The organism is Bradyrhizobium guangdongense (assembly GCF_004114975.1).
In the GTDB taxonomy this organism is placed as follows: Bacteria; Pseudomonadota; Alphaproteobacteria; order Rhizobiales; family Xanthobacteraceae; genus Bradyrhizobium; species Bradyrhizobium guangdongense.
The window spans coordinates 259,449-285,364 of sequence record NZ_CP030051.1; the positions used below are offsets into that span (position 1 = coordinate 259,449).

The window sequence follows — 25,916 nt, forward strand, 5'->3', positions numbered from 1 at the left end:
GCCGCGCTGTTGTAAGTCGGCAACGCCGGGCGGGATTCAGGCGGCCGGCACCGGCGTAGCAACTGGACCGCGCATCGACGGCGACCTACTCTGCGGCCGCGAGTGGGGGTTGGGTTGCGGGCTGCGTTCATATGACCGTTGAACCCACGGAGTAGGCTGAACGATCGGTGGATCGTCGGTTTGGGGGTAGGTCGTGCGTAACCGTGGTGCGTTGAGGCCGGCGGTACGGCCGCTGATGGTCGTATGGCTTGCGGCCATCTTGCTGGTGCCGGAGCTGATCCCGGCGACGGCTCAGGCCCAGTGGATCGAGGCCGGGCCTTTCACCTCAACCAGCACCGCTGCGTCTTCCCCCGGAATCCTGACCAGCAACACGCTTGTCTACGGCATGTCGGCGCAGGGCAATCCCATCTATGGCGCCGTCAACACCATCCTGCAAAGTCCGACCGATCCGAACACCTATTGGGCCGCGACCACCTCCGGCGGCATCTGGAAGACCACCAATGGCGGCGTGACCTGGACGCCGACCACCGATCACCAGCCGACGCTCGCGATCGGGGCGATCACCATCGACTCCGTCGACAAAAAGACGATGTATGCCGCGAGCGGCTACTACAGCGCCGGCGCGGTGAACGACGCACCGCAGACGATGCTGCTCAAATCGGTCGACGGGGGTACCACATGGCAGTCCATGACGCCGACGGGTATCCAGAATTACTATCTCAATTCGTCCGGTAACCAGCTCACCGACAGCGCCCCTGCGTCGATCAAGAACATCATCGCGATGGGCAACGTGGTTCTGGTCGCGGCCGCCGGCTCGCAGGGGCACGATTCGACCACGCAGGCGGGCGGCCTCTACCGCAGCGTCGATTATGGCCAGACCTTCACGCTGGTGCCGGGCTTCAACACCGAAGTGACCAGCCTCATCAGTGCCACGACCAGCAACAGCACGGTGTTGTTCGCCGCGCGCGACGGGTTCAATTATCGGCCCGACAACGGCATCTTCTACAGCAATGACGCGGGAGCCAATTGGCATCTCCTGCTCGGACCCGGCACGTCGGTCCAGGGCACCAACTCGGCCAATGCGAACAATCTGGTTTTCTCCGGCGGGTTCGGTGGCAACTCCGCCAACATGAAGATTGCCGCGGGTCCAAACGATTCCCTGTTCGTCGCCGTCGCCAAGCAGAACAGCTACCAGCCGATCGTGGTGTTCTACACGCCGCAATTCGCTCCCGGCCAGACGCCGACCTGGTACAACCTCGGCGAAGCCTATCTGGCCTCCCCGCCCGATTGTGCGACCGGCTGCGGCCTCGAGGGCAACACCCAGGCCAATCTGCATTTTGCCCTTGTGGCCGACCCCAAGCAGAAGGGCATCGCCTATATCGCCGGCAGCGGCGATTTCCTCACCGGCGCCAGCGACGAGACCGCCACCATCGTTCGCGTCGACTACAACGCTTCGACCAATGCCGCGACCTACACGCCGGTGGTCTTCCCGACCCTGAACTCCTCGCCGCATCCGGACACCCGCTCGCTGGTCATCAATTCGCAGGGCGGCTTGCTCGCCACGGGCGACGGCGGCGTCTATGTGCTGAACAATCCGGGGAACGCCAACGCGGCCTGGAGCGCACTGGGAGGATCGGCCGCGAACGGCAGCCCGATCCGCGCCATCGAGGCGTACCAGGCCGTGATGGACCCGAAGAGCGGCCGGCTCGGCGTGGCGATGCAGGACAATGGTGCCGCCTTCTCGGCGCCGACCACGCTGGGGCAGATCAAGACCGGGACACCCTGGCAAAACGTCGTGGGCGGCGACGGTTTCTCGGTCGCCGTCAACTACAAGCGAAGCGGGGCGTCCATCATGTACGCGACGGCGGACGACCCGCGACTGGCGCGCGTCTTCGCCGACCAGAATCTCTCGACAGCGACACCGCCCAACATGCTCGACATCAACGTCGCCGGTACCGGCGGGACGGGGTTTGCGTCTTACGAGGGCGGCGATTCCCGCGTCGTGGCGGCCGTGAACGCGGTCGATCCGACCAAGCTGCTGTTCAGGTCTGCGCGGCTTTACACCTGGACCGATCCGGGCGGGACGTTGTCCGGCAGCATCGACATTAACGATATCACCGCCGGAGCGAATAGCGGCGGCGCATTGCCCAACACCAACCTGTTCAGTTCGGCTTCATGGAGCGAGAAGATAGCCTACGGCACGCAGGATGCTCATGATGCCATCCTGGCAGGCGGCTTTCTGGCCAGCGGCGGCGTGGGCGTCTTCCTGCGCACCCAGGCGCAGGCGAATGCCGGCACTCCGATGGATATCTCGAACAACCTGCTCGCCTCCTACGACAATGCCGTCACCAGCAACGGCGCCGGCAATCCGATCGGAGTGCTGTTCGATCCTTTGACGGAGCACAAATTCTTCATCACCGACATCCATAACGTCTATGCCACCAACAATACCGGCGCCACGCTGCGGACGCTCACGCTGCCTGGCAATTTCAGCAATCCGGCCGGCCTTGCCTATGTCGCGGACAGTTACACGGGCGGAGCCATCAACGGCGTGCGCGCGCTGCTCGTCGGCGGCACCACCACGGATGGCGCGCAGGGATCGATCATCTCGACCTCCGCGCCTTTCGCGAGCAACGTGCAATGGGCGAGCCTTGGGACGAACCTGCCCAACGCTGTCGTCTACGGCCTCAACTACTATTCCGATATCGACACGCTGGTCGCCGCGCTCTATGGCCGCGGCGTCTACGTGCTCTATGACGTCACAAGCCATTATTCGACCGCAACCGCACTCTGGTTCGGCAAGGCCAACAATGACTCCGCGCCCGACGTCTCGCTGCTCACGGGCAACCGTCCGCTCGAGAAATTCGGGACGGGAACGCTGACGCTCAGCGGCGCGGCCACCTATACCGGCGGCACGATCATCGATGCCGGAATCGTCGCGATCACCGCCGACGCCAATCTCGGCGCCGCGCAGGGCAGCGTCACCTTCAATGGCGGCGCGCTGCAGACCAATGCGCAACTGAGTTCGGCGCGCAACGTCACGCTCGCCGCCGCAGGCACCTTCGATGCCGAGGCCGACACCACCTGGTCCGGGACCATCTCGGGGCCAGGTGCGCTCAACAAGATCGGTCCGGCGACGCTGTCGCTGACGGGCAGCAACAGCTATTCCGGCGGCACTTTCATTTATGGCGGCGCGCTGGCCACCGGCTCCGACGCCGCGCTCGGCGATCCCGCCGGCCAGGTCGGAATCAATGGTGGCACCCTCCGCGCCACGGGCTCGTTCTCGACCGGGCGTACCGTCGCGTTTGGCACACTCGGCGGCGCCGTCGATGTTCTCGGCGGAGCGACGGTGACCGCGAACGGGCTGTGGGCCGCGCAGGGACCGGTCACCAAGACCGGTTCGGGCGAGCTCGCGATCGAGAACGTCGGCATCTTCCAGGCGCTCACCGTTGGCGCCGGCGGCCTCAAGATCGACGGCGCCATCGCCGCCAATTCGCTCCAGGTCGCGCAGGGAGCGACGCTCAGCGGCATCGGACAAATCACTGCGCCCACCACGATTTCAGGCACGCTTTCGCCCGGCTCGCTTGCCCCCGGAGCGCTCACCTTCACCTCCACGGTGGCGCTGAGCTCGACCGCGACGCTGCACATCGCCATCGACGGCACTGGGACGAGCGGCGGAGCCGGCGGCTATTCCCAGCTCATCGTCAACGGCGGCGCGCTCACGCTCGGCGGTACGCTGCAGCCCTATTTCCGCGGCATCCTCGGCGGCAACAATAATTTCACCCCGGCTCTCGGTCAGCAATTCCTGATCGCAAGCGCGAGCGGTGGCGTCAGCGGCCAGTTTTCCGGCGTCGATCTCGCCGCCAGCGGCCTGTCTTCAAGTCTGCGCATGGATACGCTGTTCGGCGCGACCTTTATCGACCTGATCACGACACCCGCATCCTACGCGCTGGCGCCTGCGGGCTCGGCCTGGAACGCCAACCAGCAGAGCGCCGGCGCGGCGCTCGATGCGCTGCGCCCGGCGGCCGGCACCATCTCCCCCAACACCGCGCTGCAGAACGCGTTCAACACGCTCTACCAGTTGCCGTCCTCGCAGCTCGGCCCGGTGCTGTCGGGCCTGTCCGCCGCCGACGACGCGCGCGGCGTCGGCCATGCGCTCGACGCCGTCGACGTGTTTCACGAGGCGCTGCAGCAACATCTGCTTGGCGGAACGGTGGCGCCGGGCTTCAACAACCTCTCGTTCTCGGTCAGCGGCGCCGGGCTGAATTTCTATTCGGCCTATAACAGCATGGCCGCTCCGGTATCGTCCGGCAGTGCGCCGCGCGAGACCAATGCGCCGGCGGCGATCGGTGCCGAGCACTGGTGGAGCTCGGTGTTCTCCCAGTCCAGCATGACCAGCACCTCGGCCGGAATCACCGGCGGCTCGGCCAATATCTCCGGCTTCATTGCCGGCCTCGAGGGCGAGATAAAGCCCGGTCAGCTGTTCGGCGCGCTCGCCTCCTATTCCCACACCGATGCCAGCGGCAATGGCTCGGGCAGCGGCGACAACGTCGTGCTCGCCGCCTATGGCAAACGCACCGCCGGCCCGTTGCAGGCCGCGATCTATGGCGGCGTCGCCGTCAGCAGCATCGCCCTGCATCATGATTTCGGCACCGGCGGTCTCGTCAACCAGAGCGGCAGCGCCACCAGCCTGCTCGGCGGAGGCTCGATCGCCTACACCTTCGACTATCGCGGCTTCCAGATCGCGCCGACGGCGACCGCGGCGTTCACCCATATGCTGTTCGACGGCACCAGCGTGACGTCGCCGCTGGGTTTTGCGGTGCGTGTGCCGCAGCAATGGACCGATCGTTTCCGCTTCACCCTCGGCCCCACCATCGCGCGTACGGTGACGACCGAGCGTGGCATCAGGCTGACCGCCACCGTCGGCGGCGGCTTCCTGTATCAGACGGCGCCGGTGACCACCCTCGATGCGCAGATCTTCACGGCGGGCATGGCGGCGCAGACGGCGCCGGCGGGCGGTGCCGGCGGCTATGCCGATGCCGGCATCTATGCCTCGCTCACCAATTGGATCACCGGGTTCGTCCGCTGGCATGGCGAGGCGCGGCAGCACGCGCACAGCAACCAGGTCTCTGGTGGGCTCAGCGTGGCGTTTTGAACCCTCCGGATCGATGAAGAGAGGCCGCCGCTGCAGCGGCGGATCGGCGTTGGCCGGCTACTGAGCCGGCTATCTTTCGACGGCTCACCAAGGCCGCTGACGGGCAGCTGTGCATCCGCCGGAGAGTTCGTCAATTTAGAATCGCTCTAGCTTAGAACGACTCTTTTTGCGGTGTCGCGGCGCAGCGGCTAGCAGGAAGGCAATAGCTGCAATTGATTGGCGGACGCGAGAGGCAATGCGAGTACCTTTTCCCAGGCGAGGCGCGCGGATTTTTGCCGCAAGCGCGCTGGCCGGTCTCTGTTTCAGTGCGCCCGCACGCGCTGAAAATGCAGAGAATTGGCGCGAGCTCGAGACCAAGTACATCTTCGGCTTCACCACCGGTTCGGGCATCGGCATCGAAGGCGAAAAGGAATTTACCGTCGACACGATCGGACGGTTCGGCAAGCGCGATAGCCGCTACAACGCGACCGAGACCAAGTACGAGTACGAATTCACCCCCTCTCAATTCGTGCAGTTCGAGTTCGGCGCGCTCGGCTCGACCCACGACATCCGCAACGTGACCGATCTCGACGATCGCCGGCAGGCTGCGTTTACCGGCGGCTTCGGCGAATTCCGCTACCTCGCGGTGGAGCGTACCTCGAACAACCCGCTGTCCGTCACGCTTGCCGTCGAGCCGACCGTGCGGCTGATCGACGAGACGAGCGGCGAACGGGTGCACAATTACGAATTCGAGACCACCCTGAACGCCGATGTGGAGCTGTTGAGAAACCGGCTCTATGCCGGGTTCAATCTGCTGTATGAACCTGAATATACCCACACGCTAACGAACGAGACGGTGCGGGAGACCACGCTTGGGACTTCCGCTGCGCTCTCGTTGCGCCTTGCGCCCAACGTCGTTGTCGGCGGCGAGGCTTGGTATCTACGTCACTATGACGATTTCGGTCTGTCGGCATTCACCGGCGATGCCGTGATGCTTGGCCCGAATCTCTTTGTCCGTTTCACCCCCAAGATATTCATGACCGCGGCATGGAACGCACAGGTCTGGGGCCGCGAGGTCGGCAATCCTCTGTCGCTCAATCTGGCAGAGTTTCAACGCCACCGCGCCAGACTCAAATTCGCCGTCGAATTCTGATCTCTCTCTCAATTTCAGAAGGTTTTGTGATGTACGCTCTGACCATGACCCGGAAGCTCGCCCTCGCCGCCATCTGCGCGACGCTGCCATTGTCGGCCGCTTTGGCTCAGCAGGCGACGGAGATTCAGATCGGCTATTCCGGCGGCCAATTCCAGCCGGCCGAGGTTCGTGCGCCAAAGGACAAGCCGGTGGTGTTCCGCGTCAAGAATCTCGATGCCAAGGCCATGGAGTTCGAAAGCACTTCGCTGCGGGTCGAAAAGGTCGTTGCGGCCAAGAGCCAGGGCCTGGTGAATGTCCGTGCGCTGAAGCCCGGCCGGTATGAATTTTACGATGATTTCAACGACAAGGCCCGTGGTGTGCTGATCGTCGAATAAGGATCGTCCCGCCGTGCTCGCCGCCCTCATTATCGTCTTCCGCGAGGTTTTCGAGGCCGGGCTGATCATCGGCATCGTACTCGCGGTCACGCGGCAGGTTCAGCACCGGAACCGCTGGATCGTGGGCGGCGTGCTCGCCGGCGTCGCGGGGGCGTGCCTTGTCGCAGCGTTCGCGGGCGCGCTGTCGCAGCTCTTCGAAGGCATGGGACAGGAGCTGTTCAACGCTGCCATTCTCGGCGTCGCCGTAGTGATGCTGACCTGGCACAATGTCTGGATGGCCAAGCACGGCAAGGAAATGGCCGGCGAGTTGCGGGCGGTGGGACAGGCCGTGGCGCAAGGATCCAAATCGCTATTGGCGCTCGCCGTCGTGGTCGGCGTCGCCGTGTTGCGCGAAGGCAGCGAGGTCGCCCTGTTTCTCTATGGCATCGCAGCGTCCGACGGCGGTTCGGCGATGAGCCTGTTCCTGGGCGGCCTGCTCGGCCTCGTGCTGGGCGGTGCCGTTTGCCTGTTCACTTATCTCGGCCTGCTGCGCATCCCGCCGCGGGCCCTTTTCAACACCACGACGGCGCTGATTACCCTGCTCGCCGCCGGAATGGCCGCGCAAGCCGTCGCCTTCCTCGAGCGGGCGAATTGGCTCACCGCCCTCGACGCCGTGGTGTGGGATACCGGCTGGCTTCTGTCGGAAAACAGCATTCTCGGCCGCACGCTGCACACGCTCATCGGATACACCGATCAGCCGACGCAGATGCAGCTTGTGATCTACCTGGTCGTTATTGTTGTTACGGTCGCCCTGATGCGCATGATTGCAGCGGAGCGGCCGCGGCAAGCGGTTGCGACCAATTGATCGGCGATACGAGGTTGCCGCGCGAGCAATGGCGGCAGATCACTGCAGCGGCGGATCACCGCTGGTGCGCTTCTTGGCGAGGTCCATCTCGGTCACCGCGATCAGGATTTCGGCGCGGGTCTTCAGATCGGGCGCTTCCAGCATCGCCTGCTTCTCGGCCGGGCCATAGGGCGACATCATCGCCAGTGCATTGACCAGCGCTTCGTTCGGCGCGCTCTCGACGCCTTCCCAGTCGACCTTGAGATTGTTGGCCTTCAGGAAATCCGCCAGGGCCACCAGCAGCGCCTCGCGGTTGACCGCCTCCTCGCCCAGGCGCGCCGTGAAATCGTCAGCGAAGGCAAAGAAATCGACCTTGCACTGCCGGTACGGGGTCAGCACCTCGAGCTCCTCGACCACCCTGAAGCGCGCAACCCCGGTGAGTTCGAGGATGTAGCGGCCGTCGCCGGATTCGGCGAGCTGGGTGATGCGGCCGACGCAGCCGACCCGGAACAGCACCGGCTTGTCGGAATCCTTCGGCGAGTGCGTCACGTCGGGCTGGATCATGCCGATCAGGCGATGACCGTCCCGGAAGCAATCGTCGACCATCGCCAGATAGCGCGGCTCGAAGATGTTGAGCGGCATCTGGCCGCGCGGCAGCAGCAGCGCGCCGGGCAGCGGAAACACCGGAATGATCTCCGGAAGGTCGGCGGGGCCGCGATATTCGATATTGATCGGCATCTCAGTCCCCGCGGCGATTTCCAACCTGCGCTTTAGGAAAACAGGATCGTCGACAAGCGCTTCCGTCCTTCGACCGTTGCATCATCCGTGCCGCCCCAGGCTTCGAAGAACTGCACCAGCTGCTTGCGGGCAGCGTCGTCGTTCCATTTGCGGTCGCGCTTGACGATCGCGAGCAGCTGCTCCGTGGCAGCGGCGCGGTCGCCCTTTGCGTTCAGCGCGGTGGCAAGGTCGAACCGCGCCTGATGATCGAGCGGGTTTGCGGCGACTTTCTGTTCGAGCTCGGCGATGGGCCCGAGCTGTTGCGCCTGTTCGGCGAGATCGATCGCGGTCTGCACCGCCTTCACGGCCGGGTCGTTGCGCTTGGATTCCGGCACCATGGCCAGCGTCTGCTTGGCCTGCTCCATCGCGCCCGAGGTGGCGTAGCATTTGGCGAGGCCGGCCAGCGCGGCGATGTTGGTCGCATCGTACTGGAGCACTTCGGCGTAGATCTGCGCGGCCGCGGCCGTGTCGCCCTCGGCGAGCACGGCCTCCGCCTCCTGCAGGATCTCGGCGATGTTGGGCTCACCCGGTGCCGTCACGCCCTTGGTCAGCTTCTCGATGAAGGCGTTGAGCTGGCTCTCCGGCACCGCGCCCATGAAGCCGTCGGCCGGCTGGCCGTTGACGAAGGCAATCACGGCCGGGATCGACTGGATGCCCATCTGGCCAGGGATCGCCGGGTGCTGGTCGATGTTCATCTTGACCAGCTTGACCTTGCCCTTGGCCGCCCTGACCGCTTTTTCGAGGATGGGGGTGAGCTGCTTGCAGGGGCCGCACCACTCCGCCCAGAAGTCGATCAGCACCGGCTGGCGCTTCGATTCCTCGATGACGTCCTTCACGAAGGTCTGGGTGGTGGTGTTCTTGATCAGATCGGCCGCAGCCGGGCCTGCCGCGCCGTTACCCTGGTCGATGATCGTCACGGGATCCCCTCGTCTGATGTCTGGAATGGCGGGTCTTTAGCACGCCGCCATTTCTTATGCTTCGTTTCAGGCCCTAAAATTGGGCCGAATGGGCCGAATTTCAATCCATGGGGGCCGATTCGGCAGTTCGGGGCCATTTTTGGTCGATTTGGCCGCTTCAGGGCCCCATATTGGGGCTCCGAAAGCGAGATGATGCTGCCGGTAGCTGTTGCATTCGCCTCCCGCTTTTGGCATACGACAGCCGTTGCCGGCGCGTCACGCGACCGACACAGGATGCGGGTGTAGCTCAGTGGTAGAGCACGACCTTGCCAAGGTCGGGGTCGAGGGTTCGAGCCCCTTCGCCCGCTCCAATTTTTCCCAGAGCATCCAGCCAATCCAGACCGAGACGTGGTTTTCCACGCCGGTGGCGGCTGGCTTGGGTCTGACATGACAATCCTGGTCACCGGCAGCGCCGGCCATCTCGGCGAGGCCATTCTGCGGACGCTCTGGCGCCGCGGATCGCCTGCGCGCGGGCTCGACCGGAAGCCGTCACCCTTCACCGATGCCGTGGGCTCGATCGTCGACCCCGCCTTCGTCCGGGCGCAGCTGGACGGCGTCACGGCCGTGATCCACACCGCGACGCTGCACAAGCCGCATGTGGCGACGCACTCCAAGCAAGAGTTTGTCGACACCAACGTCACCGGCACGCTCAACCTGCTCGAAGCCGCGGATGCGGCCGGCGTGAAGAGTTTTGTCTTCACCAGCACCACCAGCGCGTTCGGCTCGCAGCTCCGGCCCGAGGCGGGGCAGGCCGCGGTGTGGGTCACTGAAGAGCTGCCGTCGGTGCCGAAGAACATCTACGGCACCACAAAGCTGATGGCGGAAAATCTGTGCGAGCTGTTCTTTCGCGAGCGGGGCTTGCCGGTCGTGGTGCTGCGGACCTCGCGGTTCTTCCCTGAGGACGACGACGATCCGGCGATGCGGTCGGCCTATTCGCTCGAGAACGCGCAGGCCAACGAGCTGCTTTATCGGCGGCTCGATATCGCGGACGCGGTCAGCGCGCATCTGCTCGCAATGGCGCGCGCCAGCGAGATCGGCTTCGGCCGTTACATCGTCTCGGCGACCAGTCCGTTCAGGCAGCACCACCTTGCGCAGCTCACACGCGATGCAGCCGGAGTCGTGCGCGAGCTCCATCCCGATTGTGCGCAGCTCTATGCGGCGCGCGGCTGGCGCCTCTTGCCCGCGATCGATCGCGTCTATGTCAACGACCGCGCGCGGCGCGAGCTCGGCTGGCGTCCCGAATTCGACTTTGCCCATGTGTTGCGCAGCCTTCGCGCTGCTAGCGATTTCCGCAGCGCCCTGGCGCGCGAGGTGGGGTCGAAGGGCTATCACGACACGCGGTTTGACGACGGCCCCTACCCGGTCGCCTCGTAGCCGCCGCTTTCGTCAATTCGCATGATGATTCAGACCCGTGGCCGCTGTCACCACGCGCCGTCCGGCCTTTGCCGTTCTACTGTGCATGGGGTTGTTTTCGCGGTTTTGGATTGGTCGTCCGCTTTCACAGCTCGCGAATAAGGCGCTCGCGGGATCGATTCCGCGTTGCAGCGAGAGCGTTGTCCTCGCCATTTGCGAGAATGTGAGACGTTCAGTCTCAATTTTTACGGAGCGCAATCGCGGCGCACGCGGCGCGCTTTCCCCCGCGCGCAGATGTGCTAACCTTTTTGCGTCTGCCACCTCGACAGACTCCGAACTTCGCCTACTCGACAACAGCAAAACAAAGAACGCGCAGCCCTCACGGCTGCCTTAGGGGAGTGACGCGATGAAATCGATGATCCATCGATCGGTGTTGGCGCTTGCAGCCGTGGCCCTTCTGGCCGGGACAACCGCCGGCCATGCACAGGACAAAAGCAAACCGCTGAAGAAATACGAATCCGGCACCAAGGAATTCTGGACCCATCCGCCTGACGACTGGTTCCTCGGCGACGAGACCGAGGCGCAGAAGGGCCTCGCGCCGCCCTCGGGTCCGCCGACCGGCGCCTCCGATGCCGAGCTCGCCAACATCGTCAAGAAGGTGAAGCTGCCGGCGGGCTTCAAGATGGAGGTCTACGCCTCCGGCGTGCTGGCCGCGCGGCAGATGGCCTGGGGTGACAAGGGCACGCTGTTCGTCGGCTCGTTCGGCCTCGGCAACGTCTATGCCATCAAGGACAACAACGGCAAGAAAGAGGTCAAGACCATCCTCAAGGGGCTGAACATGCCCACTGGTCTCGCCGTCAAGGACGGCGCGCTCTACGTCATCGCGGTCGACAAGCTGATCCGCTATGACGACATCGAGAACAAGCTCGACAATCCCGGCGAGGGCAAGGTCGTCTATGACGACATGCCGTCCTATGCCGCGCATGGCTGGAAGTACATCGCCGTCGACAAGGACGGCTGGTTCTACATTCCGTTCGGACCGCCCTTCAACATCGGTATCCCGCCGACCAGCGTCTCGCAGATCCGGCGTGTCGATCCCAAGACCGGCAATGCCGAAATCTGGGCGCTCGGCGTGCGCAACTCGGTCGGCGGCGACGTCGATCCGCGCACCGGCAAGTACTGGTTCACCGAGAATGCCCGCGACTGGGTCAGCGATGATCTGCCCTCGGACAAGCTGAACATGATCAACAAGATCGGCGAACATTTCGGCTATCCCTACTGTCACCAGGGCGACCTGCCCGATCCGAAGTTCGCGATGGGCCACAAATGCTCCGAGTTCACGCCGCCGGTGCTGAATCTCGGCGCGCATGTGGCTCCGCTCGGCATGAAGTTCTATACCGGCGACCAGTTTCCGCCTGAGTACAAGAACAACATCCTGATCGCCGAGCACGGCTCCTGGAATCGTCACAAGTACCAGGGCGCGCGCATCATGCGCGTGATCGTCGGGCCCGACGGCAAGAACCCCAAGCAGGAGGTGTTCGCCTCCGGCTGGATCGAGGGTGACCAGGGCTATCTTGGTCGTCCCGACGACATCATCCTCGCCAAGGACGGCTCGATCCTCGTGGCCGACGACTGGGCCGGCGCGATCTATCGCATCAGCTACAGCAAGAAGTAGCGCGCAAGCGACACGAGGCTGCGGTGGCCCGTGAGGCGCCGCAGCCTCTTTCATTTCAGATTCACACGCCGTCGTTCCGGATTGCGCGTAAGTGCAAACTGGAACCCATAATCCCGACTCGTGGTTATGGATTCTCAGATGCGCAATTGCTCCTCAAAGTCCGCGACTTCGTCGCGGCCGGAATGACGAGACAGACAGATCGGAATTCTCATCATGCGCCGGCAGTTCATCTCGCACGCCATAAGCGCGGCTGCGCTCCTCGCGCTCGGTGCGCTCTCCGCCAGCGCCGCCGACAATGCTGCCGTCCAGGAGAAGGCGGCCGTCTGCTCCGGCTGTCACGGCGAGAACGGCATCTCCCAGACCGAGAACATCCCCTCGCTGGCCGGTCAGCCCGATCAATTCCTGCAATGGCAGCTCGTGTTCTTTCGCGCCGGCTCGCGCAAGAACGAGCAGATGCAGCCGATCGCGGAAGCGATCACCAATGAGGACGTCCGCAGCCTCGGCGCCTATTACGCGGCGATGACGCCGCCGAAGCCGGCCGAGGACAAAGACCCCGACCTCTCGAAGAAAGGCGCGCAAGTCGCCGCCGGCCGCCGCTGCGCCTCATGCCACACGGATAGCTTTGCGGGGACCAAGGCCGTGGCGCGGATCGCAGGTCAGCGCGAGGAATATCTGGTCAAGGCGCTGCAAGACTACAAGGCGGGCAAGCGCGTCGGCGGCGGCGTCGCCGCGATGGCCGATGTCGCCTACCACATGAGCGACGAGGAAATCACCGCCGTCACGCACTATCTGGCGTATTTCAAATAGGGCTTACGTGAGAAGCGCTACCCCACCCGCTGCAGCTCATAGGCCTTCAAATGCGTGTAGGCGATGCGCAGCTTCGGCACCGGTACCTTGGCTGCATCGGCGCGCGCGATGAGATCGCCGATCACATGATCGGCTTCCACCGGCAGGCCCGCCTTGATGTCGCGGAACATCGAGGCCGTCATCGGCGAGCCCTCGGTGGTGAGGTTGCCCTTCACGCGTTCGAAGAACGGGCCGCCCGGCGGGTAGCCGGACGCGGTGGCGATCGCGCTGGTTTCGTCCAGCATGCCGAGCAGGAAGTCGCGGCCGCCGGGCGCGGCGAGGATGTTGCCGACGGAGGTGCGCATCAGGCTGGTGGAAGCTGCGAGCGAGGACAGGAACACCCACTTCTCCCACATGTCCTGCATGATGTTCTGGCTGGCGGTGGCGCCGTTGATGCCGCTCTTGAAGGCCTCGTCGATCGCCTTGACCCGGTCCGACGTCTTGCCGTCGCGCTCGCCGTAATTGATTGACTGCATCGGCTGCAGCTGCACCACCTCGCGCTTCTCGTTCAATGTCGCTGCGATGGCGCAGAGGCCGCCGAGCACGCGCTGCTTGCCGAAGACGGCATCGAGGATATCGAGATGCTTCATGCCGTTGAGCATGGGAATGATCGCCGTATTCGGCCCGACCGCCGCGGCGAACGAGGCGATGGCATCGTCGAGATCGAATGCCTTGCAGCTCAGGAGCACGACGTCGAACTTGTCCTTGAGCGCATCGGCCTGCACTGTGGGCGGATTCTTCAAGGTCACGTCGCCGTTTGGGCTCTTGATGACGAGGCCGTCGCGCGCGAGCTCGCTCGCGCGCCTGGGGCGGACAAGGAAAGTGACGTCGCGGCCGGCCTGCAACAGCCTGCCACCAAAATAGCCGCCGATGGCGCCGGCGCCGACCACGAGGATACGCATGGGAAAGTCCTTGTTGTTGCTCTTGCTCGTCTATCTATAGACGTCATTGCGAGCGAAGCGAAGCAATCCAGAAAGGGGCAACGATCACATTCTGTCGCCAGATGCGGGGACTACATTCCCAGCACCATCTCCTCGACCTCGCGCAGCTGTTCCTTGCCGAAGAACATCTCGTTGCCGACGAAGAACGTCGGCGAGCCGAACGCGCCGCGGGCGACCGCCTCCTCGGTGTTCTTGATCAGTCTGCCCTTCACTTCGCCCTCCTGGGCGCGGGCGAACAGTTTTTGGGCGTCGAGTCCCGAGGACGCCAGCGCCTTCGCGGCGACTTCAGGATCGTCCATCTTCTTCGGTTCGCGCCACATGTGGTGGAAGGCGGCATCGACGTATTTCTCGAACACGCCCTCGAGCTGTGCTGCGATCGCCGCGCGCATCAGGTTGAGGGTGTTGACGGGGAAGTGCGGATTCCAGACATAGGGCTGGACGTGGAAGCGCTTGATGAAGCGCTCGGTCTCGACCTGCTGGAATTCGCGCTTGTTCTTGACGCCTGCGAGCGTCTCGGCCGGCGATCTGTTGTTGGTCGACTTGAAGATGCCGCCGAGCAGGATCGGCACATATTCGAATTTGACGCCGATGCGCTGCTCGATCGCCGCGATCGCCAGGTGGCTGAGATAGGCGTTCGGGCTGCCGAAATCGAACAGGAATTGCGGGGCTATGCGGGGCAAATTCGTTCTCCCTGAGGTCGCTTTTGCCCATTGTGGCGCAGGGCGCGGCGCAGGTCCACCGTTTAATGATGATCATAATATCTTGGCGATCAGATCAAGCGCCGGATCGCCTGCTTGCGCCACAGCAGGAGGTAAAAGCCCATCTGCAGGACGAACATGCTGCAGAACACGATCGGATAGGCGGCCCAGACGCCCTCGAGGCCGACGACGCGGCTGAGGAATATCGCGGACGGCAGCTCGATCGCGACAATCGCGAAGATGGACAGCAGCATCGGCGTCAGCGCCACGCCGGCGGCCCGCATCGCGCCGGAGAACGTAGTGGCCAGGCCGAAGGGCACTGAGCTCCACAGCGCGACGAAGAGCAGGCCCTTCGCCAGATCGAGCACAGCGCCGTCGGTGATGAAGATGCCGAGCACGGTGCGCGGGGCGAGATAGATCAACGCCACCAGTCCGCCGGTCAGCACGAGGTTGAACGCAAGCCCGGTGCGGACGATGCCATCGAGCCGTGCCCGGTCGCCGCCGCCGATCGCGTGCGCCCCGAGAATCGAGACCGCAATCGAGATCGACATCGCCGTGAACTGCGTATAGCCCATCACCAGGTTCACGGCGCCGTAGGCCGCGGTGGCGTCCGATCCAAAGCCGTTGACCAGGCCGAGCAGAACCAGCTCGGCAATGGCCATCACGACCATGCCGACCGCACTGGGCAATCCAATTCCCAGGACTTGTCCGATCACCGCGCGGTTGAGCCTGACATGGCGCAGCAGCGCGATATCAGGCGCGAGAGCGTGCTTCTTGCGCAGCAGATAGGCCGCCAGCACGATCAGCGTCAGCGCATTGGAGATTGCAGCCGCCCAGGCTGGACTGGTGATGCCGACCGCGCCGCGGATCAGCATCGGCGTCAGGACCAGGCCGATCGTCGTGGACATCGCCAGCGCCAGCAGCGGAGTCACGGCATCGCCGACGCCGCGGATCATCGCCGTCATCAGCAGGAAGACAAACCCGAGCGGCATCGTCAGCATCATGGTTCGAGTATAGGCGCTGGCCGCGTCGAGAATGTCGGGAGGCGTTGCGAGCGCCATCATCAGCCGCCGGCTGAAAAGGCCGCCAAGCAGCCCAATCGATATCGAGAGCAGCAGGCCGGCCGCGAGCGTGGTGCCGACGACGATCTTGATTCGGCCGTGCTCGCCCGCGCCGAAGGCTTGGCCGATCAGCACGGTGGCACCCGTACTCAATCCCATGACGAAGGCGAACAGGAAGAAGAACACCGGGAAAAAAGTCGAGACGGCTGCGAGCGCGTCCACGCCGATCATATGGCCGAGATAGACATTGCTGACGGTGCCGAACAGGGATTGCAGCGCATTGCTCAGCATCAACGGCGTGAGAAAGCGCAGGAAGTTTTTCCAGAGCGGTATTGAAGCGGACATGGGAGTGCCTTTCATCGGGCATGCAGGACCGTTGCCGCGCAATGCGCGGCTCGGCCGTTGATGGGTGAGGGTTTGCTGCGCGCGTCTACGCGCGGTCGCTGTAGGCGAGCTTGACGATGTGGTCGCGAATGTCGGTAGGCCATTCGGCGATCAGCGTGGTGAAGCGCCGCCGGTCATCGGCAAACAGCGCGCGCGAAGCTTCCTCGAACTGCGGCAGATTGCCAGCCATGGTCGACATGAAGTGATACGCCGCATCGCGCGCCTGTCGCTCGCGGTCCTTGTCTCCGCTTGCGCGCCGCGCCTCGTCGACGAGCTTGCGCAGCGCGACCGAGGCGCCGCCCGGCTGCGCGCCGAGCCATTCCCAGTGCCGGGGCAGCAGCGTCACCTCGCGCGCGACGACGCCAAGCTTGGGCCGGCCGCGCCCGCGCGGTTCGGTCGGTGCGGCAGTCTCCTCGACCGGCGGCGGGATCAGCTTCGCCAGGCGTGCCAGCACCTCGCGATCCCCGCCGCGCAGATCGAAGTCGATCGACCGGCCCGTGGCATCCTCGAAGATGACGATGGGCTCGTCCGGCCGCGGCGCCACCCGCTTGACGACCAGCGCGACCTCTCCAGCCGGCCCGGAGACCAGGCGACGCGGCCCCTGGAAGGCCGTAAAAATCCTCTGCATTGAAATCATTGCCATATTGACGACGTCAGGTCGCTTAATACCCGGGTAAATAGCCGCCGTCAATATACCCGGGTGAAATACCCGCGGCGATGGCTCGACATTATGTTCCCGGACTGGCAGGTACCCGGCGGACCAACCACGCTCAAATCTTGAGGATCTCGCGATGCTGACCGTCCACCACCTCAACAATTCGCGCTCGCAGCGCGTGCTGTGGCTGCTCGAGGAGCTGGGCGTTCCTTACGAGATCGTGCGCTACCAGCGTCAGCCCGATATGCGCGCCCCGAAGGAGCTGCGTGCGATCCATCCGCTCGGCAAGTCGCCCATCATCACCGACAACGGCAACACCATCGCCGAGTCGGGCGCGATCATCGAATATCTCATCGCCACCTACGGCAAGGGCCGGCTGATCCCGCCGCCCGATACACCGGAGCGGCTCCGCTACACCTATTGGCTGCACTATGCGGAAGGATCGGCGATGTCGCCGCTGCTGCTGAAGCTGCTGTTCACGCTGATGCCGAAGCGCGCGCCGGCGCTGCTTCGTCCGCTGGTACGCAAGGTCTCGAACCAGGCGCTGACCGCGCTGGTCAATCCGCAGCTCAAGCAGCATATGGACTACTGGGAAGGTGAGCTCGCGAAAAGCGAATGGTTCGCCGGCAACGCGTTCACGGCCGCCGATATCCAGATGAGCTTTCCGCTCGAAGCCGCGCAAGCGCGCGGTGGGCTGGAGCAGGGCCATCCGAAGGCGATGGCGTTCCTGGAGCGTATCCATGCGCGACCGGCCTATGCGCGCGCCCTCGAGAAGGGCGGCACATACCAAGTGGGGCGGTAAGTTTCCTCGCCGCCCCGCGATGACCTCTCAATCGGCGTGCAGCACGCGCCCACGCGTTTCCGGCAGCGCGAAGGCGGCGATGAAAAACACCGCGTAGGCGACGACCGCGAAGATCGCGATCGCATTGGCCAGCGACGTCGTCGCCGACAGCGCGCCCACGAGGAATGGAAACAGCGCACCGATGCCGCGGCCGAAATTGTAGCAGAAGCCCTGACCTGAGCCGCGCAGCCGCGTCGGAAAGAGTTCGGTCAGGAATGCGCCGACCCCGGAGAAATAGCCCGAGGCGAAGAAGCCGAGCGGGAAACCGAGCACCCACAGAATCTCGTTGGTCAGCGGCAGCTGCGTATAGAGCAGCACCACGGCCATCGCTCCGATGGAGAAGATCAGGAACAGGTTGCGCCGGCCGATCCGGTCGGCCAGCCAGGCGCCTGTGAGATAGCCGATGAAGGAGCCGATGATCAGCGTCGAGAGATAGCCGGTCGAGCCGACGATCGACAGATGCCGCTCTTTGGTCAGGAACTGCGGCACCCAGAAGGTGACGGCGTAATAGCCGCCTTGGCAGCCGGTGGCCATGAGCGAGGCCAGAACCGTGGTCTTCACGATCGGGAAAGTGAAGATCTCCCACAGCTTTGGATGGCTGCCCGTTTCCGCGTGCCTGGCGCGTGCGGCGGCTGCGACCTCCGGCTCGGTCACGGAGCGGCGGATGTAGAACACCAGCAGCGCCGGCAGCGCGCCGATCACGAACATCCAGCGCCATGCCGTCTCCGCCGGCATGAGCGAGAACAGGATCGCCTGCGACAGCACCGCAAGGCCCCAGCCGACGGCCCAGCCCGACTGCACCGAGCCGACCGCGCGCCCGCGATATTGAGGCCGGATCGCCTCGCCCATCAGCACGGCGCCGGCGGCCCACTCGCCGCCGAAGCCGAGGCCCAGCACGGCGCGTGCGATCAGCACTTGCTCGAAGTTTTGCACGATTGCGCAGACCAGCGAGAAGACCGAGAACCAGATGATGGTGATCTGAAGTGTTCTTACCCGGCCGATATGATCGGAGAGATAACCGCCAAGCCAGCCGCCGATGGCAGAAGCCAGCAGCGTTACCGTGCCGGCAAGACCGGCAGAACCCGCATCGACCTTCCACAACGCGATGATGGTGCCGATCACCAGCGGATAGATCATGAAATCCATGCCGTCGAGCGCCCAGCCCGCCGCGCAGGCCCAGAAGGTTCGGCGCTCGGCGACATTCATGTCGCGATAAAAGGCGAGAAGGCTGGTATCCTCGATCTCGGCGCGCTCGATGCGTCCAGTCGGATCGGCTGTTGTCATGTGCGTTTCCCCGGCAAAAATCTTCTGCCCGGCGGTGGTAGCACGCGCAGGTCGCGACGCAAGCCGCCGTGCCATGCAAGGACAGCGTTACTGTCCCGCCGCTTCCGCACCGCGCGTGCGCGGATCGGGCGCGCCGAGCGGCCCGTTCGGCGTCGCGAGAATTGAATTGGCCGACGTCTGCCCCATCGGCTCGACGATGAGATGGTCCATTGCCTTCAGCTCGAACATCACATCGTCGGGAAAGCCGTGCTCGACGCGCACCTCGTCCGGCAGCCATTGATGATGCAACCGCGGCGCGGCGACCGCGGCTGCAATGTCCATCTTGTAGTCAAGCACGTTGACGATCACCTGCAGCACGGTCGAGATGATACGGCTGCCGCCGGGCGAGCCCGTCACCAGCACCGGCTTTCCGTCTTTCAGCACGATGGTCGGCGACATCGAGGACAGTGGCCGCTTGCCCGGTCCGGGCAGGTTGGCCTCGTAGCCCACGAGGCCGTAAGCATTGGAGGCGCCGACGGCCGCGGTGAAATCGTCGAGCTCGTTGTTGAGCAGCACGCCGGTTCCGTCTGCGACGAGACCGACACCGTAGCTGAAGTTCAGCGTATAGGTGTTGCTGACCGCGTTGCCGCTGCTGTCGACGACGGAATAGTGGGTGGTGTTGCTGCCCTCCCGCGGCGAGGCGGCGGTGGCCACGAGATCCTTTGGCGGCGTCGCGTGCCCGGTGGAAATGCCGGCGCGCAGCTTGGCGGCATAGTCCTTCGCAATCAGCGTTTCGATCGGCGCGTTGACGAAGGCGGGATCGCCGAGATAGCGCGCCCGGTCCGCGTAGGCGCGCTTCATGGCTTCGATCAACAGATGCAGCGACGCAGGCGAGCCCTGCTTGAAGTCCGCGAGCTGAAAACCTTCGAGGATGTTGAGGCTCTCCAGCAGCACCACGCCGCCCGACGACGGCAGCGGCATCGAGACGATGTCGTAGCCTCGATAGGTGCCGCGCACCGGGGTGCGGATCACGGCTCGATAGGCCTTCAGGTCAGCCGGCGTCATGATGCCGCCGGCGTCCGACACGGCCTTGGCGATCTTCTCCGCCGCCGCTCCCTCGTAGAAGCCGCGCGGTCCTTCGGCGGCGACACGCGCCAGCGTGTCGGCGAGATCGCTCTGCACCAGCCTGTCGCCTTCACCGAGGGGCCTGCCGTCGGGCTTCACAAAAATCTTTGCGGAGGATGGCCAGCGCGCGAGCCGCGCGGACCAGCCGGGCAACGTATCGGCGATGTCGTCGGTAACGATAAATCCGTCGCGCGCGAGCGCGATCGCCGGTTCGAGCAGTTGCGCCAGCGTGAACTTGCCCGAGCCGTATTTCTCGAGTGCCAGCGCAAAGCCGGCGACCGTGCCGGGCACGCCGATGCCAAGCCCGGAATCGCGCGACTTGGCGGGATCAGGCCTGCCGTCGGGTCCGAGGAAGATTTGCGCCGTGGTCGCTGCAGGCGCGGTCTCGCGATAGTCGATCGCGATGTCCTCGTTGCGCTCGGCGAAATGGATCAGCATGAAGCCGCCGCCGCCGACATTGCCGGCGCGCGGATAAGTCACCGCCATCGCGAAGCCTGTCGCGACCGCCGCATCGACGGCGTTGCCGCCGCGCCGCAGGATATCGGCACCGACTTGCGCGGATATCTTTTCCTGCGCCACCACCATGCCGTGCTCGGCACGGACAGCGTGCACGGTGTCGAGCGCAGGTGGGACATAAGCCTGCCGCGCATCCTGCGCGGTCGCTGATGCAAGGCCAAACGCCAGGGTGGCGAGAAGCGCAAGAAAACTTCGCCGTGTCGAAATTGACGCCATGATCAAATTTCCGCCGAGCCTTCGGGCTAATTCACGCACCGCGCTGCAATGCTATACGGTTTACGCTAAGAGGGACAAAACTGTTTGTGATGAGGACTGCGCAATGACGACGATCGCCCCGGACGCGCGCATGGCCGGCGCCCCGCGGACCTATCCGCCGCGCGCCGCCGTCGCCAGCTGGATCTTCTTCGACTGGGCCGCGCAGCCTTATTTCACGCTGATCACGACCTTTGTGTTCGCGCCCTATTTTGCCACCAGCGTCGCGCCGGACCCCGCCGCGGGGCAATCGCTGTGGGGATTTGCCATGGCAGCAGCCGGCATGGCGATTGCGCTGTTGTCGCCCGTGCTCGGCGCCATCGCGGACGCTGCGGGCCGCCGCAAGCCCTGGATCGCTGCGTTCGGCGCGGTGCTGGTGCTGGCCTCCTGCGCGCTGTGGGTCGGCAAGCCCGGCGATCACGCCGTCATTCCGCCGCTGCTGACCGCGGTCGCGCTCGCCAGCGTCGGCGCGGAATTCGCCACCGTCTTCAACAATGCGATGATGCCGACGCTGGTGCCGCCGGAGCGCATCGGCCGGCTCTCTGGCACCGGCTGGGCCACAGGCTATATCGGCGGCATCGTCAGCCTGATCATCGTGCTCGGCTTTCTCGCTGCCAATCCCGAGACTGGTCGCACGCTGCTTGGCTTCACACCGCTGTTCGGGCTCGATCCCGCCACCCACGAAGGCGATCGCGCTGCCGGACCGTTGACCGGGCTGTGGTTCATCGTCTTCGTCACGCCGATGTTCCTGTTCACGCCCGATTATCCGGCGAAGCGTCCGGTGCGCGAGGCGCTGCACGAAGGCCTCGCCAATCTGAGGCGGTCGCTGAAGAGCTTGCCGCAGCAGAAGTCGCTCGCCGCGTTCCTGCTCGCCAACATGATCTACACCGATGGCCTGGTGTCGCTGTTCGCATTCGGCGGCATCTACGCCGCAGGCACGTTCGGCTGGCACACGATCCAGATCGGCACGTTCGGAATCATCCTCGCCATCGCCGGCACCTTCGGGGCGTGGCTTGGCGGCAAGCTCGACGACTTCCTCGGTCCCAAGTGCGTCATCGCCGGCAGCATGCTGATCCTGCTGCTTTCCGTGGCGGCGATCCTGCTCGTCGACAAGGACAGCGTGCTGTTCGTCAAGGTCGCACCGCCAGTGCCTGGCGGTCCATTGTTTGGTGCCGCCGCCGAGCGCGCCTATGTCGTTCTGGGTTGCCTGATCGGCGCGGCAGGGGGCCCGCTTCAGGCCGCGTCACGCACGCTGCTGATCCGCCTCGCGCCGAAGGACCGCATCGCCCAGTATTTTGGCCTGTTCGCGTTGACCGGAAAGGTGACGTCCTTCATCGGCCCGCTGCTGATCGGCGTGATCACCGCAGTGACCGCGAGCCAGAAGGCCGGCATGGCCTTGCTGGTGGTGTTCTTCGTCGCAGGACTGGCGCTGCTGATGCGGGTGCGGGAGTAGCGCGCATCGCGCAATCCCATCCCCCGTCATTGCGAGGAGCCCACGACAAAATTGCGTGGCAATTTTGCGCTGGCGACGAAGCAATCCAGACTGCCTCCTCGAACGGATCCTGGATTGCTTCGCTTCGCTCGCAATGACGAGTTGATAAATCAGTGCCTGAAGTGCCGCGTTCCCGTGAACACCATGGCGATGCCGTGCTCGTCGGCGGCCTTGATCACCTCGTCGTCGCGCATCGAGCCGCCGGGCTGCACCACGGCAGTAGCGCCGGCTTCGATGCAGGCGAGCATGCCGTCGGCGAACGGGAAGAATGCGTCCGACGCCACCACCGAACCCTTGGTGAGCGGCTCGGCGAGCTTCAGCTCGTTCGCCGCATCCTGCGCCTTGCGCGCCGCGATCCGCGCTGAATCCACGCGGCTCATCTGGCCCGCGCCGATGCCGACGGTGGCGAGATCCTTGGCGTAGATGATGGTGTTGGACTTGACGTGCTTGGCCACGCGAAAGGCGAACTTGAGGTCGCGCATCTCCGCGTCGGTTGGCGCGCGCTTGGTTACGACCTTGAACGTCATGTCGTCGACCACGGCGTTGTCTCGGCTTTGCACCAGAAGGCCGCCCGCGACGGTCTTGGCGGTCAGGCCAGGCGCGCGCGGATCCGGCAGGCTGCCGGCAAGCAGCAGGCGCAAATTCTTGCGCGCACCGATGATGGCAATTGCCTCTTCGCTCGCATCTGGCGCGATGATCACCTCGGTGAAGATCTTGGTGATCTCGCGCGCGGTGTCGGCATCGAGCGGCCGGTTCATCGCGATAATGCCGCCGAAGGCCGAGGTGGAATCGCAGGCCAGCGCCTTGCGATAGGCCTCGACGAGGTTAGCGCCTTCCGCGACGCCGCAGGGATTGGCGTGCTTGACGATGACGCAGGCCGCGGTGCGTTTGGTGTCAAATTCGCCGATGCACTCATAGGCCGCATCGGTGTCGTTGATGTTGTTGTAGGAGAGCTCCTTGCCCTGGAGCTGTCGTGCGGTCGAGACGCCCGGGCGTTTGTCGGGCGTGGCATAGAACGCCGCGGTCTGGTGCGGGTTCTCGCCGTAGCGCAGCGACTGGATCAGCCTGCCGCCGAAGGCGCGGAAGTCGGGCGCATCGATTTCGAGCTGGCGATTGAACCAGTTCGAGATCGCGGCGTCGTAAGCCGCGGTGCGGGCATAGGCCTTTGCGGCCAGCCGCCGGCGCAGCTTCAGCGTCGTCGCGCCGTTGTTGGCGATCTCCTCTAACACGGCCTTGTAGTCGTCGGCTTCGACCACGACGGCGACGTCGTCATGGTTCTTGGCGGCGGCGCGGATCATCGCGGGTCCGCCGATGTCGATATTCTCGATGCAATCCTCGAAGCCCGCGCCTTTTTCGACGGTGGCTTCGAACGGATAGAGATTGACGACGAGCAGGTCGATCGGCGCGATGCCGTGCGCCTTCATCGCCTCCGCATGCTCCTTGTTGTCGCGGATCGCGAGCAGGCCGCCATGTACCTTCGGGTGCAGCGTCTTGACGCGGCCGTCCATCATCTCGGGGAAGCCCGTGAGGTCGGAGACGTCCTTCACCTTGAGGCCGGCCGCGGCGACCGCCTTCGCGGTGCCGCCGGTCGAGACCAGCTCGACATCATGCGCGGCAAGGGCCTTGGCGAACTCGATCAGGCCTGATTTGTCCGAGACGGAGAGAAGGGCGCGGGTGACGCGGCGGGGGTGGTCAGTCATGAGCAAGATCCTCTGCTAAGGGAGTGTCTATGCCCAGGCGCGCGGCGGATATCTGTCGCGCTTCCCGATGGTGCTCCATCCAAGGTCGCCAGTCGCGCGAACGAGCGCTCGATAGCAGTTTTCGGCGTCGTTCACAACGCTCAGATCGTGCCGAATCGTGCCTCTTTTACAGCGGAAGTTCCGGCTCGCGCCGGGCGTTGCGGCGGGCATTGGTCACCGCGGGCGAGGCGGAGGAGCGGACAAAGCTCCAGCGGATCGAGGGCGCCTGACGGGCGTCCTGGCGGATCACGATCTGGGCGGTACGGCGCGGGCCGTCATTGCCGGCCAGGAACACGCTGTCCTCGAGATCGACCTTGTCGTCCAGGGCTTCGAAGGTCCAGACGTCGCGGTTCGGCAGCACCAGCATGACGCCGCGTGCGTCCGAGAGCCGGCTCGCCTTGACCGCCGGATGCAGGTGGAAGCGCAGCGCAAAATCGGCGCCGGCACCCTTGAGGCGCGCGCCTTGGGGCGGCGACAGCGTGTCCTCGCCGTCGATCCGCGCGCCGTCATTGGCTACCATCAGCACGCGGCGATGGATCACGCCGAACTTGGCAAGATAGCCGTCATGCGAGGTCGTCAGCAGCGTGCCGTCCTGCACGATCTCGCGATAGCTCTCGACATCGTGGGGGCCGCTGATAACAGGTGCGCCGTGCAGCAGCCGCTTCATTGCCGACATCTCGACGAACTGGCAGGACGAGGTGTCGTGATAAGTCAGCGTCGAATGCGCCGCGGTGCCGCGCGCGAAGGGCCGCCAATTGTCGCGGCCTGTGGTCGGCATGCCGCAATTGGTGACGATGCGGCTGGTGCCGGAGGACAATTCGAACGACAGGCAGCCGGCATGTGCATCGTGACTGACGCCGGGCGGCGGCGGCGGGCCCGTGTCGATGATCACAGTGGTCGGGCCGGCATCGAGGCGCTGGAAGCCGGTGTGCGGCATGTTCGCCATCGGCGCGCCATGGGTATCGTCATAGGCGAGCAACGTCGCGAGCAGGTCCGACGGCGTCGCGCTCATGCCGTTGAACAGCGCGAAATTGCCGTCGCCGTGCCGGAAGAAGCGCAGCATCGGCATCATGCGGTCGATCGCATTGAGCAAGGCCGGCGGAGGCGCGATGTTGCGCGCGGCAAAGGTCTGTCGCAGCGGCAGCAGGTCGATCAGGAGCTCGATCAGCGCACCCGGATTGCGGGAGATGTGTCCGCCGTCGGGGAGGATCTGCCGCTGCAATTCGTCCGAGAGCTTCTTCGACGCGCTGCGGATATGACGGGCCTGGTTGGCGAGGCAGAGCGTCGTGTAGCACAGCGCGATCTGCACCTGGAGCTTCGGCACACCGTCCGGGATGTTGACCATGGTGTAGCGCAGCAAGCGGATCTCGCGTGCGAGTCCGCGCAGGTAGCGGCGGTAGAACTTGTTGTCGGTGTCGTTGAGCACCAATGGCGCCTGCGACAGCAGCGAGATCACGCGGCGCGCCAGCACGTCGGCGCGGCGGGCGACCGGCCGGCGCTTGTTGGCGGGGTTGCCGATCCAGTCCTCGACCAATGCGCGCGCATTCGCCCGGGTCAGGGCGGTGTCGGCGGCGCGCAGGTGCCGGAGCCAGCCGAAGCCGAGCAGCGCGACCTCCCAGTCCTCGGAGGGCGGATCGAGATCGAAGATCGAGCGGCCGTGGCAGTTGACGATCTTGCCGGCGAATACGAAGCGTCCGGCATAGATCTCGGCGGCGCGCGTCGCATCCGCGGTGCGCAAGTCATGCGGCGCGATGATCAGCCGATCGGTCCGCCCGGGCCAGACCCGCGACAGCGCCACGGAACCACCGCTCGCGCGCGCGAGCATGTTCCGCGCGAAGCGGTTCATCACCAGCGTCGA

General features: G+C 64.8%; 19 protein-coding genes, 1 tRNA gene and 1 riboswitch. Of the genes, 10 read left to right on the top strand and 10 right to left on the bottom strand.

Annotated features, from left to right (window positions below; translation table 11 throughout):
- Nucleotides 1-193: 193 nt before the first annotated feature.
- The 4 genes from X265_RS01240 (at nt 194) to X265_RS01255 (ending at nt 7,505) form a co-directional block, all read left to right on the top strand.
- Entirely contained in the window at nt 194-5,155 is a 4,962-nt protein-coding gene (locus X265_RS01240; protein ID WP_128963265.1) for an autotransporter-associated beta strand repeat-containing protein, read from the top strand.
- Between the two features lie 235 nt (nt 5,156-5,390).
- Nucleotides 5,391-6,287, top strand: coding sequence for a DUF6662 family protein (locus X265_RS01245; protein WP_244659432.1), 897 nt, complete (start codon nt 5,391-5,393; stop codon nt 6,285-6,287).
- Between the two features lie 29 nt (nt 6,288-6,316).
- Nucleotides 6,317-6,661, top strand: a complete 345-nt coding sequence (locus tag X265_RS01250) for a cupredoxin domain-containing protein (RefSeq protein ID WP_128963266.1) — start codon at nt 6,317-6,319, stop codon at nt 6,659-6,661.
- A gap of 13 nt (nt 6,662-6,674) precedes the next feature.
- Nucleotides 6,675-7,505 (top strand): FTR1 family iron permease, encoded by an 831-nt coding sequence (locus tag X265_RS01255; protein ID WP_128963267.1) that lies wholly within the window; start codon nt 6,675-6,677, stop codon nt 7,503-7,505.
- A 39-nt stretch (nt 7,506-7,544) separates the two neighbouring features.
- Here the strand turns inward: X265_RS01255 and X265_RS01260 are convergent, their stop codons facing one another.
- A complete protein-coding gene (locus X265_RS01260) occupies nt 7,545-8,222 on the bottom strand; it encodes an LON peptidase substrate-binding domain-containing protein (protein ID WP_128963268.1) in 678 nt (225 codons plus the stop codon).
- A gap of 32 nt (nt 8,223-8,254) precedes the next feature.
- The gene (gene trxA, locus X265_RS01265) at nt 8,255-9,178 is read right to left on the bottom strand and encodes a thioredoxin (RefSeq protein WP_164938365.1); all 924 of its coding nucleotides are present in this window, start codon (nt 9,176-9,178) and stop codon (nt 8,255-8,257) included.
- A 275-nt stretch (nt 9,179-9,453) separates the two neighbouring features.
- On the opposite strand from trxA, the gene X265_RS01270 reads away from it, so the two are divergent.
- The 4 genes from X265_RS01270 (at nt 9,454) to X265_RS01290 (ending at nt 13,052) form a co-directional block, all read left to right on the top strand.
- Nucleotides 9,454-9,528 (top strand) — tRNA-Gly (locus tag X265_RS01270).
- A gap of 76 nt (nt 9,529-9,604) precedes the next feature.
- Nucleotides 9,605-10,591, top strand: a complete 987-nt coding sequence (locus X265_RS01275) for an NAD-dependent epimerase/dehydratase family protein (protein WP_164938366.1) — start codon at nt 9,605-9,607, stop codon at nt 10,589-10,591.
- A 385-nt stretch (nt 10,592-10,976) separates the two neighbouring features.
- Complete coding sequence (locus X265_RS01285) at nt 10,977-12,245, top strand: PQQ-dependent sugar dehydrogenase (protein WP_128963271.1); 1,269 nt, start codon at nt 10,977-10,979, stop codon at nt 12,243-12,245.
- Between the two features lie 213 nt (nt 12,246-12,458).
- Nucleotides 12,459-13,052: a c-type cytochrome gene (locus X265_RS01290; protein WP_128963272.1), complete on the top strand. Its 594-nt coding sequence runs from the start codon at nt 12,459-12,461 to the stop codon at nt 13,050-13,052.
- Between the two features lie 17 nt (nt 13,053-13,069).
- On the opposite strand, the gene panE is transcribed toward X265_RS01290, so the two are convergent.
- From panE to X265_RS01310, 4 genes are all read right to left on the bottom strand, one after another.
- A complete protein-coding gene (gene panE / locus X265_RS01295; protein ID WP_128963273.1) occupies nt 13,070-13,993 on the bottom strand; it encodes a 2-dehydropantoate 2-reductase in 924 nt (307 codons plus the stop codon).
- 110 nt (nt 13,994-14,103) lie between these two features.
- Nucleotides 14,104-14,712, bottom strand: coding sequence for a 2-hydroxychromene-2-carboxylate isomerase (locus X265_RS01300; RefSeq protein WP_128963274.1), 609 nt, complete (start codon nt 14,710-14,712; stop codon nt 14,104-14,106).
- A gap of 89 nt (nt 14,713-14,801) precedes the next feature.
- Nucleotides 14,802-16,136, bottom strand: coding sequence for an MATE family efflux transporter (locus tag X265_RS01305; protein WP_188637426.1), 1,335 nt, complete (start codon nt 16,134-16,136; stop codon nt 14,802-14,804).
- A gap of 85 nt (nt 16,137-16,221) precedes the next feature.
- The gene (locus tag X265_RS01310) at nt 16,222-16,818 is read right to left on the bottom strand and encodes a DUF2239 family protein (RefSeq protein WP_128963276.1); all 597 of its coding nucleotides are present in this window, start codon (nt 16,816-16,818) and stop codon (nt 16,222-16,224) included.
- Nucleotides 16,819-16,966: 148 nt separating this feature from the next.
- Between X265_RS01310 and X265_RS01315 the strand changes: the two genes are divergently transcribed.
- Nucleotides 16,967-17,632, top strand: coding sequence for a glutathione S-transferase family protein (locus tag X265_RS01315; RefSeq protein ID WP_128963277.1), 666 nt, complete (start codon nt 16,967-16,969; stop codon nt 17,630-17,632).
- A 27-nt stretch (nt 17,633-17,659) separates the two neighbouring features.
- Here X265_RS01315 and X265_RS01320 read toward each other — a convergent pair whose 3' ends face one another.
- Together X265_RS01320 and ggt are read right to left on the bottom strand one after the other, a co-directional pair.
- Nucleotides 17,660-18,955, bottom strand: coding sequence for an MFS transporter (locus X265_RS01320; protein WP_128963278.1), 1,296 nt, complete (start codon nt 18,953-18,955; stop codon nt 17,660-17,662).
- Between the two features lie 87 nt (nt 18,956-19,042).
- Nucleotides 19,043-20,791, bottom strand: coding sequence for a gamma-glutamyltransferase (gene ggt / locus X265_RS01325; RefSeq protein WP_164938368.1), 1,749 nt, complete (start codon nt 20,789-20,791; stop codon nt 19,043-19,045).
- 103 nt (nt 20,792-20,894) lie between these two features.
- Between ggt and X265_RS01330 the strand changes: the two genes are divergently transcribed.
- Entirely contained in the window at nt 20,895-22,280 is a 1,386-nt protein-coding gene (locus X265_RS01330; protein ID WP_128963279.1) for an MFS transporter, read from the top strand.
- Between the two features lie 149 nt (nt 22,281-22,429).
- Here the strand turns inward: X265_RS01330 and purH are convergent, their stop codons facing one another.
- Together purH and X265_RS01340 are read right to left on the bottom strand one after the other, a co-directional pair.
- The gene (gene purH / locus X265_RS01335) at nt 22,430-24,019 is read right to left on the bottom strand and encodes a bifunctional phosphoribosylaminoimidazolecarboxamide formyltransferase/IMP cyclohydrolase (RefSeq protein WP_128963280.1); all 1,590 of its coding nucleotides are present in this window, start codon (nt 24,017-24,019) and stop codon (nt 22,430-22,432) included.
- A 24-nt stretch (nt 24,020-24,043) separates the two neighbouring features.
- Nucleotides 24,044-24,125: riboswitch (ZMP/ZTP riboswitch) on the bottom strand.
- Nucleotides 24,126-24,185: 60 nt separating this feature from the next.
- Entirely contained in the window at nt 24,186-25,904 is a 1,719-nt protein-coding gene (locus X265_RS01340) for a heparinase II/III family protein (protein ID WP_164938958.1), read from the bottom strand.
- Between the last annotated feature and the right edge of the window lie 12 nt (nt 25,905-25,916).